We start from the raw sequence: 25,075 nt of genomic DNA on the forward strand, positions 1-25,075 counted from the left end.
AGCACTGCAACCGGACCATTGAAGCATGGACAGACAGCAGATCATCGAGGCCGTGCGATCGTTCGACGGCGCGCTCGCCATGACACCGCAGCCGGGGAGCGAGTTCCCTGAGCTGTCGTGGGGCGACGCCTACTTCTTCTTCGCCCCCGACGGACGGATGCCCGAGCGCACGCAGCCCTTCGGCACCATCATCACGAAGGACTACCCGGACGACGCGTCGTCGGACCTCACCGCGACCGGACGGTTCCGCGTCAACATCCACGTCGGCCGGGAGCGCGCCGCGGCCCTGGTGCCGTCCGACCCCGAGCCGACAGCGTCCGACGTGTTCCGCCGCCATCCGCTGTACGGCGACGCGGGGTGGGTCTGCGTGATCGAACCGGGCGAGCGGACCGCCGACACCGTGCTCGACCTGCTCCGCGAAGCACACGACACCGCCCGCCGCCGGGCCGAGCGCCGAGGGCGGTGACCGTGGGCACCGCTCAGGGCATGACCGAGGGGCAGCGCCGGACCGTCGCCGTGTGGGCCGCGGACTGCGCCGACCGCGTGCTGCCGCTGTTCGAGGCGGAGGCCCCCGGCGATGACCGCCCGCGCGACGCCATCGCCAGGACCAGGGCCTTCGCGCGCGGGGAGCTCTCCGCCGCGGGTGAGATCCGGCGGCGGTTCGTGGCGGGCCGGGCGGCGGGGAGTGCCGCGACCCCGGCCGGACGAGCGGCCGCGCGTGCCGCCGCCCAGGCCGCGGGGGTGGCGCACATGGGAGCGCATGCACTCGGGGCGGCCGCGTATGCCGCGGTCGCCGTGGGGCTCGCGCATCCCGACGACCCCCGCGCCCGCGACCGGGAGGTGACGCAGCAGCTCGCCCTCCTCTCCCCCGCCGCAGCTTCGGCCCTGCGCTCCCTGCCCCTCCTCGGCACCGACACCGCCGGACCGCTCGGCCCCGGGCTGCTGGCCGCAGGCGACCTCGGCGCGGTGATCCGGCGGGTGCAGGCCGCACTCGCCTGACCCCGCTGCACGCCGCGCTTCAGCGGCGATTCAGCGTCGAGCCGCCACACTGGGGTGATGCGGATCCTGGTGGTGGACGACGAGGTGCGCCTGGCGGAGGGCGTGCGTCGGGGGCTCGAGGCCGAGGGCTTCGCGGTCGACGTGGCACACAACGGGGTCGACGGACTGTGGCGGGCACGGGAGACGCGGTACGACGCGATCGTGCTCGACCTGATGATGCCCGGCATGAGCGGATGGAAGGTGTGCGAGGCGCTGCGGGCGGAGGAGAACTGGACGCCCGTGCTCATGCTCACCGCGAAGGACGGCGAGTGGGATCAGGTCGAGGCCCTCGAGACCGGCGCCGACGACTACGTCACGAAGCCGTTCTCGTTCGCGATCCTGGTCGCACGGCTGCGGGCCCTGGTGCGCCGCGGGGCCGTGGCCCGTCCCACCGTGCTGGAGGCCGGGGATCTGCGCCTGGATCCCGCGGCGCATCACGTGTGGCGCGGCGACACGCCGATCAGCCTCACGGCCAGGGAGTTCGCGGTGCTCGAGCACCTGATGCGGCACCGCGGCCAGGTGCTCTCCAAGCGCGACCTGATCGCGGGGGTCTGGGACGACGACTTCGACGGCGACCCGAACATCGTCGAGGTGTACGTCGGCCATCTGCGGCGCAAGGTGGACAAGCCGTTCGGGCGCGCGGCCATCGAGACCATCCGCGGGGCGGGCTACCGGCTGGCGGCCGACGGTGGCTAGCCGGTTCCTCCGTTCGGTGCGCGGCCGGACGACGCTCGGCGCGACGGTGGTGGTGGCGGTGGCCCTGCTGATCGGCGCCTTCTCCTTCTACGGCGTGCTCAGCGCGAGCATCCACGGCGCCAGGGAGCGCGCCGCCGAGCAGCGCCTGGAGGAGCTGGTGCAGCGCTTCGAGGGTCCGGGGCGCCCCGGTCCCGAGCTGCTCGACGACGACATCGTGCAGCTGATCGGACGCGACGGGACCGTGCGTCGCGCGAGCGAGGAGGCGCAGGAGCTCCTCGGATCGGGGTCGCTGCCCGTGCATGACGACCCGCGCAGCTTCGTGATCGACGGCGAGCGGATGGTGGTCGTGTCGGACGACCTCGACGACGGTGAGAGCCTGGTGCTGGCGGTGCCGATGGAGGACGACGCGGAGACGCTCGCCACGGTCGCGACACTGTTGGCCGTCGCCGTCCCCGCCCTGCTGGTGCTCGTCGCCGCGACCACCTGGCTCGTCACGGGGCGGGCCCTGCGTCCGGTCTCGCGCATCCGCACGGAGGTCGACGGCATCACGGCGGAGCGCCTCGACCGCCGCGTGCCCGTGCCCGACACGGGCGACGAGATCGCGTCCCTCGCGACCACGATGAACGGCATGCTCGACCGGCTCGACGCCGCCGCGACCGCCCAGCGCCGCTTCGTGTCCGACGCCTCGCACGAGCTGCGGTCGCCGCTCGCGACCATCCGTCAGCACGCCGAGCTGGCACAGTCGCACCCCGAGGTCACGAGCATCCGCGAGCTCGCCGACGTGGTGTCGGAGGAGGGCCTGCGCCTGCAGGGCATCGTCGAGTCGCTGCTGCTGCTGGCCCGCCTCGACGAGGGGGTGGCGGGTGCCGCGGAGCCGGTGGACCTCGACGACATCTCCCTCACCGAGGTGCGACGCCTGCGCGCGGCGGGGCTCGACGTGGACGGGTCGGGCATCGGCGCCGCCCGGGTGTCGGGCGACCCCCGGCTGCTCGCGCAGCTCGTGCGCAACCTCGCCGACAACGCCGCCCGCCACGCCCGCGGTCGTCTGGCGATCGGGGTCACCACGGTGCAGCAGCACGTGTTCCTGACCGTGGAGGACGACGGGTCGGGCGTGCCGGCGGCCGAGCGGGAGCGGATCTTCGAGCGGTTCGTGCGACTCGACGAGGCGCGCAGCCGTGATGCGGGCGGCAGCGGTCTGGGCCTGGCGATCGCCCGCAGCATCGCGACCGCGGCGCACGGCACCGTCACGGTGGACGACTCGCGATGGGGCGGGGCTCGGTTCGTCGTGACCCTGCCGTCGGCGGACTGACGGCGCGGTTCCTGAAGAGCGCTTCAGGACGCTTCAGGGTGGCTTCAGCGCCCCCGCGAGACCATCGGGACATGGACGACAAGAACCCCACCCCCGAGAACCCCACCCCGGAGCAGCCCGGCACCCCGGAGCAGCCCGCCGCCGCGCAGAGCCCGGCCCCCGCGCAGCCCGACGCGACCCCCGCCGCCGACGCCCCCACCGTTCCGGTCGAGCCGACCGCGCCCGCCGCCGCCCAGCCCGCCCCCGCTTCCACGGCGCCCGCAGGCGAGGCGACTCCCCCGGCGAAGCCCGGACGCAAGCGCGCCCTGCTCATCGGCGGTGGCATCGCCGCGGCCGTGCTGCTCGCGGGTGGCGGGGTGGCTGTCGGCGCGGCGATCGGCGATGAGTTCGGCGACGACGACCACCCGTCGATGGAGGGACCGCGCCACGGCGACCACCGCGACGGCGACCACGGCCCCCGCGACGACGACGGTCCGCGCGAGGGCGACCGCGACGGCCGGCCGGCCGGTGCGGGTGGACCGGTGACCGGTATCGGCACGGCCTCGATCGACGAGCTGCTCGACATCGCCGAGGCGGCGCGTGCAGCCGCGGACGGCGAGGTGACCTCGATCGACGCGAAGCGTGACGGCACGTGGGAGGTGCAGCTGACCACGGCCACGGGCGACGAGAGCGACGTGCGCGTGGACGACGACCTGAAGGCGTCCGTCGTGGCGACCGAGAAGGCGGACGACGACGACACGGGGCCGACGCTCACGCTCGACGACGAGACCATCCGGGCGCTGGTCGAGGCCGCGCTCGCGGAGGCCGACGGCATGATCACCGACCTCGACGTCGACGCCGACGATGTGAGCCCCTACGACGCCTCCGTGCTCACGGCGGACAACCGCTCGGTCGACATCGAGTTCGATGCCTCCTTCGCCGTGGTCGGCACGGACCTCGACGACTGAGACGCGGCGGGCGGCCGATACGATGCAGGCATGACGAACTCCGATCCGATCGACGAGGTCTCCATCGGCGGTGAGGTCATCCGCCTCGGCCAGTTCCTCAAGTTCGCCGGTCTGCTCGATTCGGGCGGCGACGCGAAGGAGGTCATCATCGACGGCTTCGTGACCGTGAACGGTGAGGTCGACCGCCGCCGTGGTCGTCAACTGCACGATGGCGACGTGGTCGCGTTCGAGGGCCGGGCGGTGCGCGTCCGGCCCTGAGCCTCCGCCCCCTCGGTCCGCGCTTCCCGCTCGCCCGCGAGCACGAGCGTCACACCCCCGGCGCACAGGACGAAGCCGGCGACGGTGAGCACGGTCAACGGCTCACCCAGCAGCAGTGCCCCGGCGAGTGCGGTGGCCGGTGCGATGAGGAACAGCAGGGCCTGCAGTGCGGTGATGCCCACGCGACGCAGCAGCCACCAGTACAGACCGTAGGCGCCGAGCGTCGGGAACACGGCGGCGAGCGCGACCGAGATCCAGAACCCCGCCGTGGCCGGAGGGACGAGCGCTCCGGCGAGCAGGGCGATCACGAGCAGCACGACGGCCGTGACGGTGACCTGCACGGCGAGGGTCACGAGGACCCCCGTGTGCGCGGACGACCGCCGCTGGAGGAACGTGCCGATCACGAGGCACACCATCGCGGTCACGGGCAGCAGGTAGGCCGCGGGAGTGGCCGCGGCGGAGCCGAGCTGGGAGTGCACGACGAGGGCCACGCCGATGGCACCCACCCCGAGCCCCGCCCACTGGGCGCCGCGCACGCGCAGGCCGAGGAGGGGGCCGACCAGGGCGGCGACGACGAGCGGCTGCACGGCGTCGATGAGGGCGACCGTTCCGGTGGCGATGCCGGCCGCGACGGCGCCCCACACGGCGGCGCAGTAGCCGAACTGCGCGAACAACCCGATCGCGGCCTGGACGCCGAGTTCGCGCGGCGTGACACCCCGTGCCGCCCGGGTCGCGCCGACGAGAAGGAGCAGCACGATCGCGAGGAGGACGAACCGCCAGACGAGAAGGGTGAGGGCGGAGGTATCGGCCGTGGCGAAGGCGGCGATCACGAAACCCGAGCTCCACGTGGCGACGAAGGCGACGGCGGCGGCCACGGTCAACGCCCCATGAAGTATACCGATCTGTTTACTCATGATCCTGACTATACAGGGCGGTATACTCGTGTCATGCCCCAGGAGACCCCGCAGCTCGTTCCCCTGACCCCGGGAGCACAACGCGTGCTCGACGCGGCGTCCCGGCTGTTCTACGAACGGGGGATCCACACCGTCGGCGTCGACACCATCGCGGCGGCCGCCGGAGTGACGAAGAAGACGCTGTACGACCGGTTCGGCTCGAAGGAGGCGCTCGTCGTCTCCTACCTCCAGCACCGAGACGCCCGCTGGCGCGATCACGTCGCCGCGCACCTCGCCCGCGTGCCGGAACCGGGCGTCGACCGCGTGCTCGCCGTGTTCGATGCCGCCATCACCTGGTCCGGCGAGAACAGCCCCAAGGGGTGCAGCGCGATCAACGCCCGCGCGGAGATCGACGGCGGAGACGACGAGCGCCTCGTACTCGCCGAGGCGTCGCGGCAGAAGACGTGGCTGCTGTCGGTGTTCCACGAGCTGCTCGCCGAGGCGGGCTTCGACCATCCGGACCGGCGTGCCGAGGCGATGATGCTGCTCTACGAAGGGGCGATCGTCACGGTCGGGATGGGGACGTTCAACGGTCCGTTCCTCGTGGCCCGGGACTGCGCACGGACGCTCCTGGAGCCGGCGTCGCCGCAGGACCGGGCAGCACCGAGCGCACGGTGACGATCGTGAGCGCCACGAGCAGCACGACCAGGATCGTGTCGGCCGCGATGTAGGCGTAGTGCGCCCCGTCGGTCCCGGGAGCGGCAGACCCCGCGATCACCAGATCACTGCGGCGGTTGAGCACGGGGCGGATCACGACGACCTCGACGGCGAACACGACCCAGATCGCGGTGAGCAGCACCCCGACGGTGCGCCCGGCGCGCGCCCGCACCGTGACGACCGTCAGCACGAGGAGCACGGCACCCGCGAGCACGTTGAGCGCGGTGAAGACCAGGCGCCCGATGCCGAGTCCGATCGGGATGGTCACGCCCGGCGCCAGGAACTTGAGCGGCGCCTCGAGGAACGAGATGGCGACCATCGCGCCGAGCAGGAACGCGGGCAGCAGCAGTCGCAGTGCTGTGGTCAGACGCCCGCCGGTCATGGCCCCACGCTACCCAGGCGGCCGGGAGCCTGCGCAGACGCGGGCCGTGCAATTCGCCCGTTCTCCGACCTGCGCGGATAATAGGTAACATGCCACGTCCTATCGACGCCTACCGCGGTCTTGCCCAGTCGAGTCGCCTGCGGGTCCTTGACGCCCTGCTCGACACCCCGGGGATCGGTCTCGCCGAGTTGTCCGCCATCACCGGCCTGCACGTCAACACCCTCCGCGATCACCTCCGGATCCTCGAGAAGGAGGGGCACGTGCGCTCCGAGGTCGAGCACACCGGCCGCCGTGGACGACCCCGGCTGCGCTTCGCGGTGGTGACAGCGACCGATCGCAACGAGGTCGCGGAGCGGCATCTGCGTGAGGCGATCCGGCACGGCGATCTCATGCGCGCGGTGCTCCCGGCGACCGAGTCCACCCTGCCGACCGACGCGACGCACCAGCTCGACGCGCTCTACCACCACCTGGACGAGGTGGGGCTGGAGCCCGAGGTCGACGAGGAGGCGCTGACGATCGAGCTCGCACCGTGCCGCTTCCACGCCCTGCTCGCCGACGACGGACCGGTCGCCTGCCGCGTGCACGAGGAGCTGCTGCGCTCACTGCTGGAGCGCGCGGGCGGACCGGTCGTGATCGATCGCGTGCTGCCGTTCACCGACGCGCATTCCTGTCGCGTGCACCTCGCCCTGCGCGAGCACGCGGCTCAGGGAAGGGTCTTGCCCTCCAGCGTCGCGACGAACGAGACGCCGGGAGTCGAGCGGTAGTTCAGATGCGTCGACACGGCGATCACGTTGACGCCGGCGCGCAGCGACGACGCGGGGATCGGGATCACGAGCGGTGAGGCGACCGCGGCGGCCGTGTTCGGCGCCGCGGTGGCGTACGTGGTCGAGGTGACGGTCGTCGTCGGCATGCGGAGCCGGCCGACCTCGACGCCGTTGACCGTCACCACCGCCCCGTCGTCCGCGCGCGCCGTGAGCACCAGCTCGGAGAGCTTCGCGGGGTCGGTGACCGTGAACGACGTGCGGAACAGCATGCTGATGGGGCGCTGCGTGGTGGGGGGTGGCACGTCGACGACCGTCGTGATGCCGCTGCCGAAGCCCAGCGGTGCGGCGCCCTGCCCCCACGCCGTGTCGTCGAACGCGACGCCCATCCATCCGGTCGGCCAGGCTCCGGCCGCGTAGCGGAAGCGCCAGGCGGCGTCGCTGCGCACGAGCGTGGCCGGCACGGGCGTGGCCGCGGGAGGTGTGGTGACGGAGACCGTGGTCGCGGCGGACCGCGCACCGTCCGGCCCGATCGCGACCACCGCGTACGACACCGCACTCCCCGCCGGTGCCGCCGCGTCCGTCACCACCCCCGTCGCCCCTGTCCCCGTGAGCGTCGTCATTCCAGGGCGCGACACCTCCACACCGCTCACCGCACCTCCGGGGCCCGGCGACCACGCGATGTCCACGCTCGTGGGAGACGTGGCGGTCGCGGTGGCCGCGGGGGCGCCCGGAGGGTCCTGCGGGGGGTCGACGGTCGTGCGGCGTGCGGTCATCACCAGGTCGAACGTGCTGTCCGGCGTGCCGCGGTAGTTCACGTGGGCCGAGGCGGCGATCACGTTCGCCCCCTCGCGCAGCAGTCCGGACGGCACCGCGAACACGGCGGGGTCGGCGGTCGCGACACTCGTCGAGCGCACCGCGTCGGCATAGGTCGCGCTGGTCGGCGCGGTCGACTGCAGGTGCGAGGTGCCCAGCAGCGTGCCGTTGACCCACACCGCCACCCCGTCGTCGGCCCGGGTGCTCACGGTCACGCCACTGAGCTCGTCGATGTCGGCGAGGGTCACGGTGGTGCGGAAGAGCATCGCGCGGGCGCGGTTGGTGTTCGGCGGCCCGAGGTCGATCGAGGTGACGGCAGCGGTGCCCCATCCGAGTGGGGCCCTCCCCGAACCCCACCCGGAATCATCGAAGCCGAGGGTCGTCCACCCGGTCGGCCACGCCTGCGTCGAGTTGCGCCACTTCCACGTCGACCCGCCCGCGAGCAGCACCTCATCCGTGCCGGGTTCCAGGTCGACCGGGAGGGTGAAGCGGCTCCCGGCGTCGGTCTCGTACTGCTGGAGGGTCGGCGAGTAGGTGAAGGCGTCGACCGTGCCCGCGGCGGGATCGAACGTGTAGTACCGCAGCCAGCCATTGCCCCCGTTCGCGCGGCTCTGGTAGTTCGACAGGATCTGGTGCACGGGCGTGCCGCAGGAGTTCGGGTCGGTGCGCCGCGCCTCGCCGATGTCGCCGTCGTGCCAGTGGCCGTTGACGACAAGGAAGATGGAGCAGTTCTGCGACACGAAGTCGTTCCACAGCGTCACCGCGGACACCGGGGTGACGTCGGTGCGGATGACGTGCGTCGCGCGCGTGCCGCCCGTGTTGATGAAGCCGTGCGTGGCGAGGATGACCTTGCGGTCGGGGTGGGCGTCGAGCACGCGCTGGGCCCACGCGAGGGTGTAGGCGGGCGACTCGAATTCGAGGCTCAGCAGCAGCAGCTTCGTGTCGCCGACCGTGAGCAGGCTGTAGCTGTCCTTGTTCTTGCGGTCGATGCCGTCGGGCCCGAACTGGTTCTGCCCCAGGTATCCGCCGTACGACACCGTCGGGCTGTTCCACGAGGCGGCGGAGTACCGGCCCGGCGGGAAGTAGGTGTCGTACGTGCTCGACTCGCCGGTCGTGATGTCGAGGTCGTGGTTGCCCGGCAGCACCGAGTTCGGCACGCCCGCGTCGTCGAGCGTCTTCATGTATCGGCTCGCGCGCTCCCAGTGGTTCACGTTCGGCCACGACTCGACGAGGTCGCCCACCTGGATCACGAACTTCGTGTTGAGCTGCGCGCGGGAGTCGACGATCCACTGCGTCTGCGCGGCCATGGTCTGCTCGTACGTGCTCGACACGGTGTAGCCCTGTGTGTCGGGCAGCACCACGATCGTGAAGGTCTCGTCGGCGGCGGAGGCGACGGCGGGCACGAGCGCGCCGACCAGCATCACGGTCGCTCCGACCACCGCCAGCGCACGACGCCGTGCGCGCGTCCACGTCCCCATGTCGAACCCCAGTCCACTTCGACTGGCTCCGTCTTACACCCGCCGGGGCGGGAGCCACAAGGGCCTGTGGCGCGAGGTCACGGGAAGAGCTGGTGCAGCACGTCCCAGTCCTCGTCGGCGAGGGCCTGCGTGACCACGGCCTGCCCCTCCGGCGAGACATCTGGGCCGAGGCGCTGCCACACGACGCGCGCCGCGCCCAGGTCGCCCGCGGCGATCGCGTTCGAGAACTCGATGAACGCGTTGGCGTAGGGGATGGTGGAGGTGCCGGCCTCCGCCTGGAACGGCCCGTACTGGTCGATCCACGGGAGGGCCGGGTCGGGTCGGAGGATCAGCACGTCGCCCGGGTGCACGGTCATGCCGTCGACGTGGTTGTACATCGAGACGGTGACGTAGTCGATGCAGAACCGCTGGCCGATCGCGATCAGGCTGTCGCCCGGGGCGACCTCGTAGGCGAAGACCTTACCGTCGTCGCCGAGCACGGGGGTGCCGTTCGCGAGGTCGGACGCCCCCATCTCGACGAGGTCGCCGAGCAGCTTCCCATGCGGCGCCTCTCCGTCCTGGGCGACGATGTTGATGAGCGAGTTCGTGGTGCACTCCCCCGGACCGCCCGCGGGCACGGAGACGCCGTCGCCGAGATCGACCAGGTCGCCCTCGCCCGGTGCGGACTCCGACTCGTCGACCGCGGCGGGGGCCGGTGCCGGCGCGTGCGTGAACGTCTCGGACGGCGCGGAGACGGCGGAGACGACAGCCGGGACGGCGAGGGCCGCGACACCGGCGACCGCCACCCCCGCGACGACGGCGACGATGGCGCGGGCGCGGTTCATCCCGTCAGCTTGTCAGGATGCGCCCGCCCGCGCCAGCGCGACGGGCCCGGGCGACCGGCGTTCCGTGCACAGATCAGTTGAAGTCGCCGCCGGGGGCCATGTCGGCGAAGCGGGAGTAGTGGCCCTGGAACGCGACCGTGATGGTGGCCGTCGGGCCGTTACGGTGCTTGGCCACGATCAGGTCGGCCTCGCCCGGACGCACGTCCTTGTCGTACACGGAGTCGCGGTGCAGCAGGATCACCATGTCGGCGTCCTGCTCGATCGAGCCCGACTCACGCAGGTCGCTGATGGCGGGCTTCTTGTCCTGCCGCTGCTCGGGACCACGGTTCAGCTGGGACAGCGCGATCACCGGCACCTGCAGTTCCTTGGCGATGAGCTTGAGGCTTCGCGAGAACTCCGAGACCTCCTGCTGACGGGACTCGACGCGCTTGCCCGAGGTCATCAGCTGCAGGTAGTCGATGATGACCATGCGCAGCCCGGCACGCTGCTTGAGCCGTCGGCACTTGGCGCGGATCTCGACGAGCGTCATGTTCGGGCTGTCGTCGATGTAGAGCGGCGCGTCGTTGATGCGGCCGCGGGTCGCGGCGACCGTGGTCCAGTCGCGCGGGTCGAGCGTTCCCTTGCGCATGTTCTGCAGCGGGATGGCTCCCTCGGCGCTGAGCAGACGCATCGCGATCTCGCTCTTGCCCATCTCGAGCGAGAAGAAGATGGAGGGGAAGTCGTGGCCGATGGAGGCGGCGCGCGCGAAGTCGAGCGCGAGCGTCGACTTTCCCATGGCCGGTCGGGCGGCGACGACGATCATCTGGCCGCCGTGGAGGCCGTTGGTCAGCTCGTCGAGCTCACGGAACCCGGTCGGGATGCCCGTCATGGAGCCGTCGCGGCCGTTCGCCGCCTCGATCTCCTCGACCGCCGCGTCGACCGCGACCGTCAGCGGCACGTAGTCCTCGGCGGTCTCCGAACCGGTGACGGAGTAGATCTCGGCCTGCGCGTTGTTGACGATGTCGGTCGCGTCGCCCTGGCCGTCGTAGCCGAGCTGCACGATGCGGGTGCCCGCGTCGACCAGCCGGCGGAGGATGGCCCGCTCCGACACGATGCCCGCGTAGTAGCCGGCGTTCGCCGCGGTCGGCACGATCGAGGTGAGCGTGTGCAGGTAGTCGGCGCCGCCGGCCTTGCTCAGCTCGCCCGTCTTGATGAGCTCGTCGGTGACGGCGACCACGTCGGTCGGCTCGCCGTGCGAGTAGAGCGACAGGATCGCCTCGAAGATCAGCTCGTGCTTCGGGATGTAGAAGTCGGCGCCCTTGAGGGTCTCGATCACGTCGGCCACCGCGTCCTTCGAAAGCAGCATGCCGCCCAGGGCGCTCTGCTCGGCGAGGAGGTCGTGCGGCGGGGTGCGCTCGGGCGGACGCTGCCCTCCCAGGCGCTCCTCCGAGATGTCGGCGATCGACACAGTGTTCCCTTCGATGCGACGGTTCCGATGCGGAACTCCGACAGCGGATGACGAGTGGTCGTCGGTGGTTCCACGCCCGCGCGGCGGCCGGTTCCAGACAAACAGGGGCCCCCGACATTCGGTCGCTCGACCACGCTATGAGCGGTCTCCACACGGTGCAACACAGCCTGTGGATAACCATGTGGAGAGCGTGCGGAGAAACGCGGAGTGTCTGTGCAGAACGGGTGTGGATAACCCGGTGGAGTGTGGTGAAGAAGAACTTTTTTATGATCCTTGACCTGGGATTTCTCGTTTCCCCACCCTGTGGATGGAAACGAGCTTAAATCGCGCGTTGAAGGTTTCCCCTGCCGGAGCGACATGTGTAGAACTTGGGGAAAGTCAAGCCGGAAATCCGCCGGGCGCGTCACGATCTGACACCACCCGTCGCGGTTGTAAATGGGCCTGGACAGGGTGGGACCCCGCGAGTATTCTGCTCCCCATCGACACACCCGTATCGATATGGCGTTGCCTTCAGAGGGGGAGGACGACGTGAGCGCTCGAGCGACCCGACGCGGCGTACCCGCCGTCGTTCTCTGGGGTGGCCTCGGCGCGCTCGCGTGGGCCGCACTCACGGTGCTCACCGGTGGCGGATCCGCTCACGCGGACGAGCAGAAGCCCGGCCCGCTCGACTCCCTGACCACCGCGGTCACGCAGACGGTGACCGCTGTGACGGCACCCGTCGTGAACGAGGTCGTCGCCCCGGTCGTGACCCAGGTGGCCGCGCCCGTCGTCACGCAGGTGGTCGCCCCGGTGGTGACGCAGGTGGTCGCCCCCGTCGTCTCGCAGGCGGTCGCCCCCGTGCAGGCCGCGCCCGCCGTCGTCGAGACGGTCACGGAGACGGTCGAGAGCGTGCCGGTCGTGGGGTCGGTCGCGGCGCCCGTGCTCGGCACGGTGACGGACGCGACCTCGTCGGTCGTCGACACCACCACCGACCTCCTCGCGGACTCGCCCATCTCGCGCGTGACCGCACCGATCCTCGACGCCGTCGGCCGCCTTCCGATCGTCGGCGGGATCGTCGTGGACTCCGGCGCGTCCGACCTCGTGACCGAGGTGGTGGGCGTGGTCGATGACGTGACCGGCGTGATCGGCGGCACCGTCGACGAGACCGTGCCGCCGGTGATCGACGGCCTCCAGCCCGGAATTCCGCCGGTGAGCGACGGATCGCTCCCCGCCGCCGCGGTGGCTCTCACCTCCGCGCCCGCGTCCGCGCTGCCCGGCGCGACGACGCCCGGCGTGTCCGCCGCGATCTCCGGCGCCTCCGACGAACGCGCCGAGGGGGCCGCGCCTCCCGCCGACCCTGCCGCGGGCGATCACACCCCCGCGCCCGGCAATGCACCACCCGGTGCTCCCGCCGCCCCGTCTTCCTCCGCCACCTCCGGCGGAGGCACCCCGTACGCCCACGCTCGCCTCGGCGACGACGGCGTGCTCCCGCTCCGTGCCTGGGAGCGGGTTGCCGGCGCCTCGGACGATGCCCTTCCCGGCTCGCCCGTCGCCGACACCGACGTCTCTCCTGACTGACTGACCGTCGCGCCATCCCCGCGGATGGCAGATGCCGTGCTGCGCGCGCACCTCATCGCGTGCACCCATCAGACACCCCAGTCATGTCAGGAGAACCATCATGCGTACTTACGCGAAGCGAGCCCTGTGGGGCGCGCTCCTCGCCGGCGGGATCACCCTGCTCGGCGCGACGGCCGCCAATGCGGCCGAGACATCCGGAGACGACGGACTGCTCTCCGGCACCCAGGCGGTGGCACCCATCACGGCGCCGATCACGGTCGTGGACAACGCGATCTCCGTGCTCGGCGATGCGGTGGCTCCCGCACCGGCCCCGGCTCCGGCCCCCGCGCCCGCTCCGGCACCGGCCCCCGCTCCGGCTCCGGCCCCCGCGCCCGCTCCGGCTCCCGCTCCGGCTCCCGCACCCGCTGCGGAGACGGACGGTGGCTCGGGCACCGCGTCGGGAACCCAGGCGGTCGTGACCGTGAACCTGCCCGTCACCGTGTCGGGCAACGCGATCAGCCTCACCGACGACTCCACGACCAGCACCCCGGCCGCCGCTCCACCCCAGAGCGCGGCTCCCCAGGCCCCTGACGCGGCCGGGGTGCTTTCCCTCGACACCGACGGCATGGACGGTGTGCTCTCGGGCACGCAGGCCCTGCTCGCGGTCAACGCTCCGGTGACCGTGTCGGGCAACTCGCTGTCGCTCCTGGGCGACGCCGAGTCGGCCTCGACCGACGCGGAGGCCGCAGCACCGGCTCCCGCGACCGGCGTCGATGCGGGCACCAGCGGTGAGGACGGCACGGCCAGCGGCACGCAGGTCGTCGCCCCCGTGACGGCTCCCGTGACCGTGACCGGCAACGCCATCTCGCTGCTCGGCGACAGCGCCAGCACCGGCGGCACCGGCACCGGCACCGGCACGGCTCCCACCGCACCCGCGACCGGCGGCAGCCCCGCCACCTCGGGTGAAGACGGCGTCGTCGGCGGCTCGCAGGTCGTCGCACCCATCACCGCCCCCATCGGCGTGACCGGCAACGCCATCTCCGTGCTCGACGACGCCACCGTCACCGGCGGCACCACCGGCACCGGGACGCCGGCCCCGACCGCACCCGCGACCGGCGGCGCTCCCGCCACCTCGGGTGAAGACGGCACCGCCAGCGGCACCCAGGTCGTCGCACCGGTGACGGCCCCCGTGACCGTGACCGGCAACGCCATCTCGCTCCTGGGAGACAGCGCCACGAGCGGCACCACCGGCACCGGCGGCACCCCGTCCGCACCCGCCACCGGCGGCATGCCCGCCACCTCGGGTGAGGACGGCACCGCCAGCGGCACCCAGGTCACCGCACCCGTCACCGCCCCCATCGGCGTGACCGGCAACGCGATCTCCGTGCTCGACGACGCCACCGTCACCGGCGGCACCACCGGCACCGGAACCACCTCGACCGCACCCGCGACCGGCGGCGGGATCACCACCGGTGAGGGCGGCATCCTCGGCGGCACCCAGGTCACCGCACCCGTCACCGCCCCCATCGGCGTGACGGGCAACGCGATCTCCGTGCTCGACGACGCCACCGTCACCGGCGGCACCACCGGCACCGGGACCACCCCGACCGCTCCGGCGACCGGCGGCGGGATCACCACCGGTGAGGGCGGCATCCTCGGTGGCACCCAGCTGGGTCTGCCCGTGACGCTTCCGATCACGATCGGCGGCAACGCCATCTCGGTCGTGGGCGAGAGCACCGTGACCGGCCCGGGCACCACGCCCGGAACCGACCCCGGAACCGACCCCGGTACCGACCCGGGCACGGACCCGGGCACGGACCCCGGAACCGACCCGGGCACGGACCCCGGAACCACCCCCGGAACGAACCCCGGCACCACTCCGGGCGCGTCCGGGATGGCCTGGGCGTCGGGCGCAGCCGTCTCCGGTGCGGCCACCGGTCTCGCCATGACCGGCGGTGCACCGTCGCCCGCGCTGTGGGCGATCGCCGCCCTGCTGCTTCTGGGAGGTGCGGGCCTGCTGCGCCGTCGCACGGCGTAGGCGCTGAGCCCCGGCGGCGCCGGTGTCCTCGGGGGAGGAGACACGGCTCCGCCGGTGCGCGGCAGCGTCCACTCGTGCGGTGCGTCCCCCGCACCTCCTCTGCCGAGCGCGACGGCCGCGCGACACGCGGATGCCCCGTGGCGAACCGCCACGGGGCATCCGTTCACGCCTGCGCTCAGGCCGTCAGCGCGGGTGTCGCCCGCCTCAGAGGATGTCGTCGACCTCGCCGTGCGGGATGATCGCCGCGCGGTAGCGCTCCACGAGCTCGCGCCAGCCGAAGCCCTCCGTGTACTCGTGCTCGTACACCGCCTCCGTGAAGTGCCACAGCAGGTACGGATGCGCCCCGAGCCCGTACAGCGCCCCGTAGTCGCGCGCGATGAAGGCCGCCCGCTCCTGCGGCGTCAGCTCCCGGTCGTCGGCGACCGCATCCGGCCCGGCGCCGCCCGCCAGCCACCGGTCGACGAAGCCCTCGGTGTCGGCGACGTACGCGTTCACGTTGGCCGTGCTCATCTCGACCGCCCGCATGAACTTGCCGATCATGTACCTGCTCACGATGCAGACCTCCACAAGAAGAACGGGCTCGAGGCGAAACGCGACGTGGTGGCCTCCGCCAGCTCGGCCGGGCGGCCCTGCATCGCGGCGAGGGCCGTGACGATGTTCACGTACTGGTAGGTGACGTTGCCCGCCGCCATGATGCGGTCGAACCGGCAGCCGGCGATCGCGGCGTCGAGGTCGCCGTCGCGCATCCACCCGACCGCCTCGGCGTCGAACGCGGGGTCGGGCGAGCCGTTGAACGTGCGCGGCCCTCCGACGTCGGTGGCCATGTGGCCCGAGGTGAGCAGCGCCACCCTGGCCCCGCCGTCCCACGACTCGACCGCGGCGCGCAGGTGATGTCCGAGCGCGGCGAACCGCGCGGCCGAGGGCAGCGGCGGCAGGATGGCATTCGCGTGGATGGGCACGATCGGCAGGTCGAGCTCGGGCCGCACGTACTGCAGCGGGAGGACGAAGCTGTGGTCGAGCCGCCACTCGTGCGACACCGAGAAGTCGATCGCCTCGGGCAGCACCTCGCGTCCGGCGATCTGCGCCGCGAGCTCGGGATGCCCGGTGAGCTCGGCGTACTCCATGCCGAACGTGCGCACCTCGTTCTCGTACGTGCCGTGGTACGACGCGGCTTTGCCGACGATGAACGCGGGCGAGTTGTCGGCGAAGAACTGCCGCACGTGGTCGGTGCCGAGCACGATCAGCGCGTCGACCTCGGCCTCGGCGATCGCCTCACGGATGCGCCGGAAGTTCGCCTCGACCGCGACCAGGTCGGGCGGATACGGCTCCCGCATCGCGCGCCACAGCAGCGGGTTGTGCGGGGTCGCCGCCGCCAGCACCAGTTCAGCCACGGTCGGCTCCCTTCTCCGCGGTCACAGCCGGAACAGCTTCCGCGCGTTGTCGATCAGGATCTTGCGGCGCGACTCCTCCTTGAAGCCGAGCTCGTCGAACTCCGCCATCCACCGGTCCGCGGTCATCACGGGCCAGTCCGAGCCGAACAGCACCCGCTCGGAGATGAGCGAGTCCGCGTAGCGCACCACCTCGGGCGGCAGGTACTTCGGAGCCCAGCCGGAGAGGTCGAGGTACACGTTCGACTTGTGCCACACCATCGCCAGGTTCTCCAGGTGCCACGGCCACGCCGGGTGCGCGCTGATGATGTTCAGCTCGGGGAACTCGGCCGCGACGTCGTCGATGTAGGGCACGGGGCGGGCGTTCTCCAGCCGGTACCCTCCGCCGCCCGGGGTGCCGGCGCCCGCACCGGGGAACCCGGAGTGGAACATGACCACCAGCCCGAGCTCGGCGCAGGTCTCCCAGATCGGCCAGAACCGACGGTCGTTCGCCAGGAACCTCTGCCGCGACGGGTTCAGCTCGCCCACGCCCTTGATGCCGTACTCGTCGTGCATGCGGCGGATCTCGGCGATCGCCGCCTCGCCCTTCCACGGGTCGATGCCCGCGAAGGCCAGGAACACGTCGGGGTGGTCTCGCTGCGCCCGGCCCAGCAGGTCGTTGGGGGCGCCCTTGATCCCGCTCGTCGTCTCCGAGTCGGAGTTGACGATCACGGCCATCATCCTGCGGTCGCGGTACTGGTCGGCCTGCTCGGCGAACGACACGACCGGCCGCTCCCGTCCGAAGTGCGCGGCCATCTGCGTGTGCCGCGCACCCATCGCCGCGATGAACTCCTCGGTCTGCGGGTGGGTGTGCACGTCGATCGCCACCAGGTCGTCGATGCCGGGCATCAGGCCGCTCCTTCGTTCAGGGTTCCGGCCGCGGTGCGCAGACCGGTCAGCTCCTCGGTGTCGGCCCCGAGCGCGGGCGCATAGACCAGCTCGGGCCGGCCGCTGCGGTGGAACCGGGTGCTCGGCACCGGCACGCGCACCGCGCCGCCCGGTCCCGCGATCTCCTCGACCAGGCCCATGCTCGCGATCTGCGGGTCGTCGAACAGGTCGCCCATCGTGTTGAGCGGGCCGTGCGGGATGTCGTGCGCGGCCAGGCGCTCCAGCCACTCGGCGCGCGGACGGGTGGCGGCGATCTCCTTGAGCACCGCGTCGAGCTCGTCGTAGTTCCGCACGCGCCCCTCCCTGGTCGCGAACCGGGGGTCGTCGGCGAGGTCGGGCCGCTCCAGCACGTCGAGCAGCCCGGTCCAGAACTTCTCCGGCACCGACATGTGGATCACGAACGCCTTGCCGTCGGAGCCGCGGCACGCGTACGCCTGGGCGCGACGCGGACGCGAGTCCGGCGACGATACCTGCCCTGTCTCCAGGAACGCCGAGGCGGACTCGGTGAGGAAGTCGAGCAGCGCACCCACCATCGACACCTCGACGTGCTCGCCCTCCCCGCTCACGTCGCGGGCGTGGAGGGCCGCGAGCACCGCCTGGACCGCCGACATCCCGGACAGCAGATCGGAGAACGCCGGGCCGAGCGGTCGGATCGTGTCGGCCGGGACGACCTGGCTGTACATGCCGCCGGTCGCGGAGATCACCGTGTCGTACGCGGGACGCTTCGCCGAGGGTCCCGTGGGGCCGAAGCCGGTGATGGAACAGGTGATGACGCGCGGGTTGTGCGCGTGCAGGGCCTCCGGACCGAAACCGAGCCGCTCGGCGACGCCCGGACGGAAGTTGTCGAGCACGATGTCGGCGTCGGCGACCAGGGCGAACAGCGCCGCCAGCCCCTGCGGAGTCTTGAGGTCGAGCACCACCCCGCGCTTGCCCCGGTTGTACGCGGCGAACTGCGGGCTCATGGTCGCTCGACCCTCCCACCGGCGCATCGGGTCGCCCTCCGGCGACTCGACCTTGATCACCTCGGCACCGAGATCGGCCAGGAGCTTCGCGGCGAAGGGACCGGAGATGTACTGGCCCAGCTCGACCACCCGGATCCCGGCAAGCGCCCCGGCGCCCGGCAGTGCAGTACTCGTCACGTCTGGTCTCCTCTTCGATACCCGTGGTCAGCGCACATCCACGATCACCTTCCCGTCGCCGGCGCGGGGGAAGTCGCGGTAGGCCGTGGCGATGTCGTCGAGCGCGTACCGGGCGCCCGCGAGCGGCGGCAGCACTCCGGCGGCGGCGAGGGCGAGGGCCTCCGCCACGTCGTCGTACCGGGCGCTCGCGGCACCCGCGAGGCGCTTGCGGCGCAGGTAGAAGTCGCGCGCATCGATCCGCAGGTCGGGGTCGACCGAGGCCGAGCAGAACACGGCCCGTCCACCCCAGCCGAGCGCAGCGACCCCGGCGCTCAGCGTGGGGCCGTGGCCGGAGACGTCGAGCACCACGTCGAAGCCGTCCTCGGCCGCGAGTGCGGCGGTCAGGGCGGCGGGATCGGGGGCGTGCACGAGCCGTTCGTCACCGACCGGCGTCAAGGGGCGGCGGGAGGCGGCGACCACGCGGGCACCGCGGGCGAGCGCGATCGCGACGGCCGCGCGACCGAGCGTTCCGCCCGCACCGGTGATGAGCACACGCTCGTCGGCGGCGAGCGCGGCGATCCGCAGGGCGTTGAGCACGATCGGGGCGCTGTGCACGACGGCCGTGGCCTCGGCGGCGGTCAGGTCGTGGCGGTCGATCGCGTTGCGCGCGGGGACGGTCACGTACTCGGCGGCGCCGCCGTCGCGGTGCACGCCGACGACGGTCTGCGATGGGCAGTCGGCCTCGTCTCCCTCGCGGCAGCGCGGGCACGTGCCGCAGGCGATGTTGGGCTTGACGACCACGGCCTGGCCGAGGCGCGCGGGGTCGACGCCGGAGCCGACGGCGACGATCTCCCCCGCCGGGTCGATGCCGAGGATGCGCGGGAGCCGGGCGTGCGCTCCGGGGCCGACGCCGGCTATGACGTTGAGGTCGAGCTGGTTGATGCCCACGGTCTCGACGCGGATCAGCACTTCGCCCGGAGCGGCCGACGGCACCGCCGACTCCGTGACGGTCAGGCCGTCCAGGTCGTGGCTGCTCAGCACGGCGGCACGCATGGTCACCTCTTCATCGTGGGACTGTTTCGGATACTGTATCCAATTTTCATCGTGGTCGTCCAGACCCCGTTGTCAGCACGATATCGGCCGAAGCATGGACAGCCGATACCAAATTGGATACCGTATCCCAAAATCCGCGTGAGACGCCCCCCTCACGAAGGGGCGCACGCACTGCCCGAATGGAGAGTCATGCGCACGACAAGAACCAGGCTCGGCCTCGCCGTGGCCGGAGGCGCAGCAGCACTGACGCTGCTCGCCGGCTGCACCTCGCCGACACCCGCACCCGAAGGCCCGGTCGACCTCGGCGACGGGGAACCCGGCGCCGCCGAAGACACCAGCATCACGGTGGCCATCCCCTTCCCCGACGTCACGATGTACTCGATGTTCGTCCTCGGCACCGACCTCGGCTACTACGAGGAGGAGGGCCTCACCGTCGAGGTCATCACCGCCGACAACGTCACCGCCGCGGTCGCGAGCGGCAGCGCCGACATCGGCGTGGAGTCCACCGGCACCGTGATCGACGCCATCCGCGGCGGCGTGGAGATCGACCTGGTGTCGGGCCACTACTGCCGCCAGAACTTCGACTTCGCGGCCCAGTCCGACGTGGAGAGCGTCGAAGACCTCGACGGCACCTCGATCGTCCTCGCCGGAACCCCCGGCGACCCGGCCGAATTCCAGCGGGCACAGGTGCTCGCGGAAGAGGGCTGGGACCTCGAGAGCATCAACGCCGAGGTCGTCTACCCCGGACCCGGCTCCGAATCGTGGACCGAGTTCTTCGTGAACGACCGCATCTCGCTGCAGCCCTTCTACGCCGACGACCGTGCGGCGCTCGAGGAGCACGGCGCGAACATCGTCGTGGAGTCGCTGCGCAACTGGGCCAACGACGTGCAGATCGCCGGCACGGCCTGGGTGAAGGAGAACCCGAACTCGCTCGTGCGGTTCCTGCGCGCCACACTCAAGGCCACCGACTTCATGACCGCCCCGGCACCGGGCGAGTTCCCGGAGAACGCGGAGGAGGCGCTGGACATCTACGAGGCCAACGACTTCGACGTGCAGGAGCTCCGCGACTCCGACAGCGTCTGGATCCTCGACGGCCACCTCGCCTGCCCGAACCTGTACTTCGACGCGGACGCCTGGGACACCACGATCGAGACGCAGAAGCTCGAGCCGCTGGAGTTCGACGACGCGCAGCTCACGCACCTGTTCAAGGCGCAGGAGCTGCTCGGGCTCGACAACGAGGGACCGGCGACGCTCCCCTACCCCTGAGCCGCACGCCCCCGGACGAGGCCCCACCGTTGCGCATGGCGGTGGGGCCTCGTCGCGTCCGCGGGTCAGTAGCGATCGCGGGCCTGGAGGATCACGATCTGCTCGTCGCTCACGTGGTACACGAGGCGGTGGGTCTGGTCGATGCGGCGGGACCAGGCGCCGGAGAGCACGTGCTTCAGGGGCTCCGGCTTGCCGATGCCCTCGAACGGGTCACGGAGGGCATCGGCGATCAACTGATTGATCCGTCGCAGCGTCTTCCGGTCCTGGCCCTGCCAGGAGGTGTAGTCCTCCCACCCGTGCGGGTCGAAGGCGAGCCGCCTGCTCACTCGTCGATCAGGTCGTGCTGCTCGGACTCACCTCGGCGGGCGCGCTCGAGTGCCGAGAGGAGCCGCTCCGCGCCGACGGGGTTGCGCAGCAGGTAGGCCGTCTCCGTGAGCGCGTCGTAGTCGTCCTTCGACATGAGCACGGCGTTGCCGCGGCGGGACACGACCTCGACCGGAGCATGGTCGTCGTTCACCTGCTGGATGAGACCGAAGAGGCTCTTCCGCGCCTCGGTCGCGGAGATCGCCGTCATCTCGTCACCTCCTGAGTGGTACAGAAAAGCGTACCACTCGGCGAGGCGAGAAGGCCGACCCGACCCCCGTCGCGCATGAGACGGGGGCCGGGAGTCGGGGGCGGCGTCAGCCGACGATCTTCCGCTCGTCGTACCAGGGCGCCAGCCTGCGGCGCAGCACCGAGATGAGGAACAGCGTCAGGTTCGCGATGATCACCATCACCACGACCATCGCGATCGCCTCGTCCATGCGGAACTGATACGCCGCGAACTCCAGCAGGTGACCGAGGCCCCCGGTGCCGCCGAGGAACTCGCCGAGCACCTCGCCCGTGAAGCCGAGGGCCGCACCGCGCTGGATGCCGGACAGGCTGTAGGGCAGCGTCGCCGGGAAGATGACCTTCCACCCCAGCCCGATGCCCTTCGCGCCGTACACGCGCGCCGCGTTCACGAGCGACGGGTTCACGGTGACCGCGCCCTCCATCGTGTTCAGCAGGATCGGGAACACCGCGAGCAGGATCACGAGGGCGATCTTCGACTCGCTGCCGAGCCCGAGGCCCAGGATGAACAGCGGAGCGAGCGCGACCTTGGGCGTGGAGTACAGCACCCACAGGAACGGGGCCACCATGAAGCGCAGCACCGGTGACCAGCCGACCGCGAGCCCCACGACCACACCCACGACGATCGCGATGGCGAGGCCGATGAGCAGGTTCGTGACGCTGAAGCCGAAGGCGCCCCAGAACTCCGGGTCGACCATGAGCCGCCCGAAGGCCACGGCGATCGCGCTGGGGGCGGGCAGAAACGCCTCGGGCACCCACTGGAACCAGGTGACCACCGCCTCCCACACGAGCAGCACGGCGGCCACGACCGCGATCAGCAGCAGCGTCCACCTGCCCTCGCCCGCGCGCACCACGCGCCGGGGCCGCACGATCCGCACGGTGCCGGTTGCCGAGACGACGCTCATCGCCTGCCCTTCCTCGTCCACGGCGCGACCCCGCGCTCGATCGCGGTGACCACCTGGGTCATGCCCACGCTCCACACCACGACGATCGCGATCGCCGCGAACGCCTGATCCGTCTGATACGTGTTGGAGGCGCGGATGATGAGCGCGCCCATGCCGCTCGACGACCCGGCGAGCTCGGCCACGACCATGCCGATCGTGGCGAGCACGACCGCCTGGCGGAGGCCGGCGAACAGGAACGGGATCGTCGACGGCAGGTACACCGAGCGGTACAGCCGCAGGCGGCCCGCGCCGTACACGCGGGCGGCGCGGATGATCGACGGGTTCGTGGTGCGCATGCCCGCGGCGACGTTCAGCAGGATCGGGAAGATCGCGCTGATCGTGACGAGGAAGATGACCGGTCCGATGCCGAAGCCGAACCAGGCCTTCGCGAGCGGCTGGTATGCGATCGACGGGGTGGCGTAGATGGTCCAGGCGATCGGACCGACCACGCGGTCGACCGGGAGGGACGAGCCCATCAGCAGGCCGACCGGGATGCCCACGACCACGGCGAGCGCGAAGCCGGTCAGCCACGCCTGCGCCGAGATCCCGGCGTTCGCGGCGAGCGACCCGTTCGCGATGATCTCCCCGAAGCCCTGCGCGATCGACAGCGGGGGCGGCAGGAAGACCGGGTTGATCCAGCCGAGGACTCCGACCACGAGCTGCCACAGCAGCAGGAGCACGACGACCTCGACCGCGATGACCGCGGCCTTGCCGCGCGTGCTCAGCCCCGCGAGCCAGGCGGCGACCCCGCCGCGTCCGAGGTTCGGTCCCGTGGCGAGCAGCGCGCTCATTTCGACACCGCTGCCGCCGTGGCCTCGCCCTCCAGCGCCTCCCAGAGGTGGTCGCGGAGTTCGAGGAAGCGGGGATCGTGCTGCACCGACCGCTCGGAGCGCGGCCGCTCGATCCCCGTGGTGATGATCTCCTTGATGGCGCCGGGGTGACTCTTGAACACCACGATGCGGTCGCCCAGGAGGATCGCCTCCTCGATCGAGTGCGTGATGAACAGGACGGTCTTGCCGGTCTTCTCGATCAGCTTCTCGATCTCGTCGCGCATCACCTCGCGGGTGAGGGCGTCGACGGCGCCCAGCGGCTCGTCCATCAGCAGGATGCGCGGCTCGGCGACGAACGCCCGGGCGAGACCCACCCGCTGCTGCATGCCGCCGGACAGCTCCCGCGGGTACGACGACTCGAAGCCCTTGAGGCCCACCATGTCGATGGCCTCCTGCACGCGCTCGCGCCAGTCGGCCGTGCGCAGGCCCTTCTGCATCTCGAGCCCGAACTTCACGTTGTCGAACACCGTGCGCCAGGGCAGCAGCGCGTAGTCCTGGAAGACGACGGCCCGGTCGGGTCCCGGGCCGTCGACCTCCGTGCCGTCCACCAGGACGGACCCGGTGCTCGGCGCGACGAGGCCGGCGATGACGTTCATGAACGTCGTCTTGCCGCACCCCGACGGGCCGAGCACCGTGATGAACTCGCCCTCGAACACGTCGAGGTCGACGTTCTCGATCGCGATCAGCTTCTTCCCCGTGCGCGCCACGTCGTAGCTCACGGAGAGTCCGGTGACCGAGATCAACGGGTCCGTGGCGGAGGGTGCGGTGTCTTTCACGTCAGTCATCGTCGACCTCTCGTCTTGTCGCCGCGCTCGGGTGCGCGGCTTATCGCAGCTTAGGAAGCACCTCGGTGCCGAGGAGCTCGATCTGCTCGAAGAACCGATCGAACTTGAACCGGAAGTCGAACACCAGGTGCTCGGTGCCGATCTCCTCGAACCGGCGGATCTGATCGACCGCCTCGTCGGGGCTGCCGACGATGAGCTGACCCTCCAGGTCTTCCACGGTCTCGAAGCTGCCGGACGGCGGCTTCACCGCGAACTTCGCCTTGTTCGCCCACGCCAGCAGGCCGGGGATGTTCACGTGCTTGAGCGCCTCCTCGCGGGTGTCCTCGATGGAGGTGGGAGGGATCACGGCGATGGTCGGCATCGGCCGGCCGTTCTCGTCGGTCATCTCGCGCATGGTCTGGATGCGCTTCTCCATCGTGGCCAGACCCGTGCGGCCGGGCATCCAGCCGTCGGCGAACTCCGCCGCGAGGCGGGCCGACCGCGGGGTCGCGCCGCAGTACCAGAACGGGATACGACCGCCGACGGGCTTGGGCTCGATGGTGACGTTCTCGAACGAGAAAATGCCGTCGTCGTAGGTGACGTCGTTCTCGGTGAACACGCGGCGCAGGATCTCGGCGTTCGAGCGCACCATCTCCACGCGGTCCAGGTCGCCCCAGCCGATCGCCTCGAACTCGTGGTCGAACGTGCCGGCGCCGAAGCCGAGGATCAGGCGCGGGCCGAGCAGCTGGGTCATGGTGCCGGCCATCAGCGCGGTCACGAGCGGGTGCCGGAACGGGATGAGCGACCCGGTGCCGAGCTCGATCTTCTCGGTCACCGCGCCGATGGCGGTGAGCGTGGTGAGCGCGTCGTAGAACGTGCGGTTGGGCTTCTCCATCTCGCCGTGCGGCTCGAACACGAGGTGGTCGCGCACCCACACGGAGTCGAATCCGAAGCTCTCGGCGAGCTTCGACCCCTCCAGGAGCTTCTCCTTGCTCGCCTCCTCGCCGAAGTGCGGCAGCAGCAGTCCGAATTTCAT

27 protein-coding genes are annotated in these 25,075 nt (G+C 71.4%); 11 read left to right on the forward strand and 16 right to left on the reverse strand.

All coding sequences use genetic code 11. The features are described 5' to 3' along the window. Positions 1-25 precede the first annotated feature (25 nt). From KV394_RS04715 to KV394_RS04740, 6 genes are all read left to right on the forward strand, one after another. Positions 26-466 (forward strand): DUF6194 family protein, encoded by a 441-nt coding sequence (locus tag KV394_RS04715; RefSeq protein WP_136036230.1) that lies wholly within the window; start codon positions 26-28, stop codon positions 464-466. A 2-nt stretch (positions 467-468) separates the two neighbouring features. Further along, positions 469-999, forward strand: a complete 531-nt coding sequence (locus tag KV394_RS04720) for a putative immunity protein (protein WP_247982428.1) — start codon at positions 469-471, stop codon at positions 997-999. A 57-nt stretch (positions 1,000-1,056) separates the two neighbouring features. Further along, the gene (locus KV394_RS04725; protein ID WP_136030477.1) at positions 1,057-1,734 is read left to right on the forward strand and encodes a response regulator transcription factor; all 678 of its coding nucleotides are present in this window, start codon (positions 1,057-1,059) and stop codon (positions 1,732-1,734) included. Then, positions 1,727-3,043, forward strand: a complete 1,317-nt coding sequence (locus KV394_RS04730) for a sensor histidine kinase (protein ID WP_247982429.1) — start codon at positions 1,727-1,729, stop codon at positions 3,041-3,043. Before KV394_RS04725 ends, KV394_RS04730 begins: the two co-directional genes overlap by 8 nt. Before the next feature lie 71 nt (positions 3,044-3,114). Continuing rightward, the gene (locus tag KV394_RS04735; protein ID WP_247982430.1) at positions 3,115-3,990 is read left to right on the forward strand and encodes a hypothetical protein; all 876 of its coding nucleotides are present in this window, start codon (positions 3,115-3,117) and stop codon (positions 3,988-3,990) included. 30 nt (positions 3,991-4,020) lie between these two features. Further along, positions 4,021-4,248: an RNA-binding S4 domain-containing protein gene (locus KV394_RS04740; protein ID WP_136028492.1), complete on the forward strand. Its 228-nt coding sequence runs from the start codon at positions 4,021-4,023 to the stop codon at positions 4,246-4,248. Here the strand turns inward: KV394_RS04740 and KV394_RS04745 are convergent. Next, the gene (locus KV394_RS04745) at positions 4,188-5,162 is read right to left on the reverse strand and encodes a DMT family transporter (RefSeq protein WP_247982431.1); all 975 of its coding nucleotides are present in this window, start codon (positions 5,160-5,162) and stop codon (positions 4,188-4,190) included. The genes KV394_RS04740 and KV394_RS04745 overlap by 61 nt on opposite strands. 33 nt (positions 5,163-5,195) lie before the next feature. Here KV394_RS04745 and KV394_RS04750 point away from each other — a divergent pair, with 33 nt between their 5' ends. After that, positions 5,196-5,819: a TetR/AcrR family transcriptional regulator gene (locus tag KV394_RS04750; protein WP_247982432.1), complete on the forward strand. Its 624-nt coding sequence runs from the start codon at positions 5,196-5,198 to the stop codon at positions 5,817-5,819. On the opposite strand, the gene KV394_RS04755 is transcribed toward KV394_RS04750, so the two are convergent. Then, positions 5,728-6,240, reverse strand: coding sequence for a hypothetical protein (locus tag KV394_RS04755; protein ID WP_247982433.1), 513 nt, complete (start codon positions 6,238-6,240; stop codon positions 5,728-5,730). The genes KV394_RS04750 and KV394_RS04755 overlap by 92 nt on opposite strands. Positions 6,241-6,329: 89 nt before the next feature. Here KV394_RS04755 and KV394_RS04760 point away from each other — a divergent pair, with 89 nt between their 5' ends. Further along, on the forward strand, positions 6,330-7,004 hold the full coding sequence (locus KV394_RS04760; protein WP_136028494.1) for a winged helix-turn-helix transcriptional regulator: 675 nt from the start codon (positions 6,330-6,332) through the stop codon (positions 7,002-7,004). On the opposite strand, the gene KV394_RS04765 is transcribed toward KV394_RS04760, so the two are convergent. From KV394_RS04765 to dnaB, 3 genes are all read right to left on the reverse strand, one after another. Further along, positions 6,944-9,295 carry a metallophosphoesterase gene (locus KV394_RS04765; RefSeq protein ID WP_247982434.1) on the reverse strand — a complete coding sequence of 784 codons (2,352 nt, stop codon included), beginning with the start codon at positions 9,293-9,295 and terminating at the stop codon, positions 6,944-6,946. The genes KV394_RS04760 and KV394_RS04765 overlap by 61 nt on opposite strands. Before the next feature lie 77 nt (positions 9,296-9,372). Further along, complete coding sequence (locus KV394_RS04770; protein ID WP_247982435.1) at positions 9,373-10,119, reverse strand: LysM peptidoglycan-binding domain-containing protein; 747 nt, start codon at positions 10,117-10,119, stop codon at positions 9,373-9,375. Positions 10,120-10,192: 73 nt separating this feature from the next. Continuing rightward, complete coding sequence (gene dnaB / locus KV394_RS04775) at positions 10,193-11,566, reverse strand: replicative DNA helicase (RefSeq protein ID WP_062637804.1); 1,374 nt, start codon at positions 11,564-11,566, stop codon at positions 10,193-10,195. A gap of 528 nt (positions 11,567-12,094) precedes the next feature. On the opposite strand from dnaB, the gene KV394_RS04780 reads away from it, so the two are divergent. Together KV394_RS04780 and KV394_RS04785 are read left to right on the forward strand one after the other, a co-directional pair. Continuing rightward, positions 12,095-13,123: a hypothetical protein gene (locus KV394_RS04780; protein WP_247982436.1), complete on the forward strand. Its 1,029-nt coding sequence runs from the start codon at positions 12,095-12,097 to the stop codon at positions 13,121-13,123. Positions 13,124-13,223: 100 nt separating this feature from the next. Next, complete coding sequence (locus KV394_RS04785) at positions 13,224-15,140, forward strand: hypothetical protein (protein ID WP_282187139.1); 1,917 nt, start codon at positions 13,224-13,226, stop codon at positions 15,138-15,140. Positions 15,141-15,344: 204 nt separating this feature from the next. Here KV394_RS04785 and KV394_RS04790 read toward each other — a convergent pair whose 3' ends face one another. Genes KV394_RS04790 through KV394_RS04810 form a run of 5 tightly spaced genes read right to left on the reverse strand, consistent with a single transcriptional unit; the run spans position 15,345 to position 19,626 of the window. Further along, positions 15,345-15,692 carry a hypothetical protein gene (locus tag KV394_RS04790; RefSeq protein ID WP_136035165.1) on the reverse strand — a complete coding sequence of 116 codons (348 nt, stop codon included), beginning with the start codon at positions 15,690-15,692 and terminating at the stop codon, positions 15,345-15,347. After that, positions 15,689-16,531 carry a DODA-type extradiol aromatic ring-opening family dioxygenase gene (locus tag KV394_RS04795; RefSeq protein ID WP_136035166.1) on the reverse strand — a complete coding sequence of 281 codons (843 nt, stop codon included), beginning with the start codon at positions 16,529-16,531 and terminating at the stop codon, positions 15,689-15,691. Before KV394_RS04795 ends, KV394_RS04790 begins: the two co-directional genes overlap by 4 nt. Before the next feature lie 21 nt (positions 16,532-16,552). Next, entirely contained in the window at positions 16,553-17,416 is an 864-nt protein-coding gene (locus KV394_RS04800) for an amidohydrolase family protein (protein ID WP_247982437.1), read from the reverse strand. Further along, entirely contained in the window at positions 17,416-18,594 is a 1,179-nt protein-coding gene (locus KV394_RS04805) for a CaiB/BaiF CoA transferase family protein (protein ID WP_247982438.1), read from the reverse strand. The genes KV394_RS04800 and KV394_RS04805 overlap by 1 nt, the downstream gene beginning before the upstream one ends. A 27-nt stretch (positions 18,595-18,621) precedes the next feature. Continuing rightward, a complete protein-coding gene (locus KV394_RS04810; RefSeq protein ID WP_247982841.1) occupies positions 18,622-19,626 on the reverse strand; it encodes an alcohol dehydrogenase catalytic domain-containing protein in 1,005 nt (334 codons plus the stop codon). Positions 19,627-19,815: 189 nt separating this feature from the next. Between KV394_RS04810 and KV394_RS04815 the strand changes: the two genes are divergently transcribed. Further along, complete coding sequence (locus tag KV394_RS04815; protein ID WP_247982439.1) at positions 19,816-20,892, forward strand: ABC transporter substrate-binding protein; 1,077 nt, start codon at positions 19,816-19,818, stop codon at positions 20,890-20,892. Between the two features lie 65 nt (positions 20,893-20,957). On the opposite strand, the gene KV394_RS04820 is transcribed toward KV394_RS04815, so the two are convergent. The 6 genes from KV394_RS04820 to KV394_RS04845 all read right to left on the reverse strand — a co-directional run bounded on the left by KV394_RS04820 (position 20,958) and on the right by KV394_RS04845 (position 25,075). Continuing rightward, the gene (locus KV394_RS04820) at positions 20,958-21,218 is read right to left on the reverse strand and encodes a Txe/YoeB family addiction module toxin (protein WP_247982440.1); all 261 of its coding nucleotides are present in this window, start codon (positions 21,216-21,218) and stop codon (positions 20,958-20,960) included. After that, complete coding sequence (locus tag KV394_RS04825; protein WP_136035172.1) at positions 21,215-21,466, reverse strand: type II toxin-antitoxin system Phd/YefM family antitoxin; 252 nt, start codon at positions 21,464-21,466, stop codon at positions 21,215-21,217. The genes KV394_RS04820 and KV394_RS04825 overlap by 4 nt, the downstream gene beginning before the upstream one ends. Positions 21,467-21,572: 106 nt before the next feature. Next, entirely contained in the window at positions 21,573-22,406 is an 834-nt protein-coding gene (locus KV394_RS04830; protein WP_247982441.1) for an ABC transporter permease, read from the reverse strand. Then, positions 22,403-23,236, reverse strand: coding sequence for an ABC transporter permease (locus KV394_RS04835; protein ID WP_136044370.1), 834 nt, complete (start codon positions 23,234-23,236; stop codon positions 22,403-22,405). The genes KV394_RS04830 and KV394_RS04835 overlap by 4 nt, the downstream gene beginning before the upstream one ends. Further along, positions 23,233-24,060 carry an ABC transporter ATP-binding protein gene (locus tag KV394_RS04840; protein WP_136035175.1) on the reverse strand — a complete coding sequence of 276 codons (828 nt, stop codon included), beginning with the start codon at positions 24,058-24,060 and terminating at the stop codon, positions 23,233-23,235. Before KV394_RS04840 ends, KV394_RS04835 begins: the two co-directional genes overlap by 4 nt. 40 nt (positions 24,061-24,100) lie before the next feature. Beyond that, positions 24,101-25,075, reverse strand: coding sequence for an LLM class flavin-dependent oxidoreductase (locus KV394_RS04845; protein ID WP_136035176.1), 975 nt, complete (start codon positions 25,073-25,075; stop codon positions 24,101-24,103).

This window comes from Microbacterium sufflavum, assembly GCF_023101165.1.
In the GTDB taxonomy this organism is placed as follows: Bacteria; Actinomycetota; Actinomycetes; order Actinomycetales; family Microbacteriaceae; genus Microbacterium; species Microbacterium sufflavum.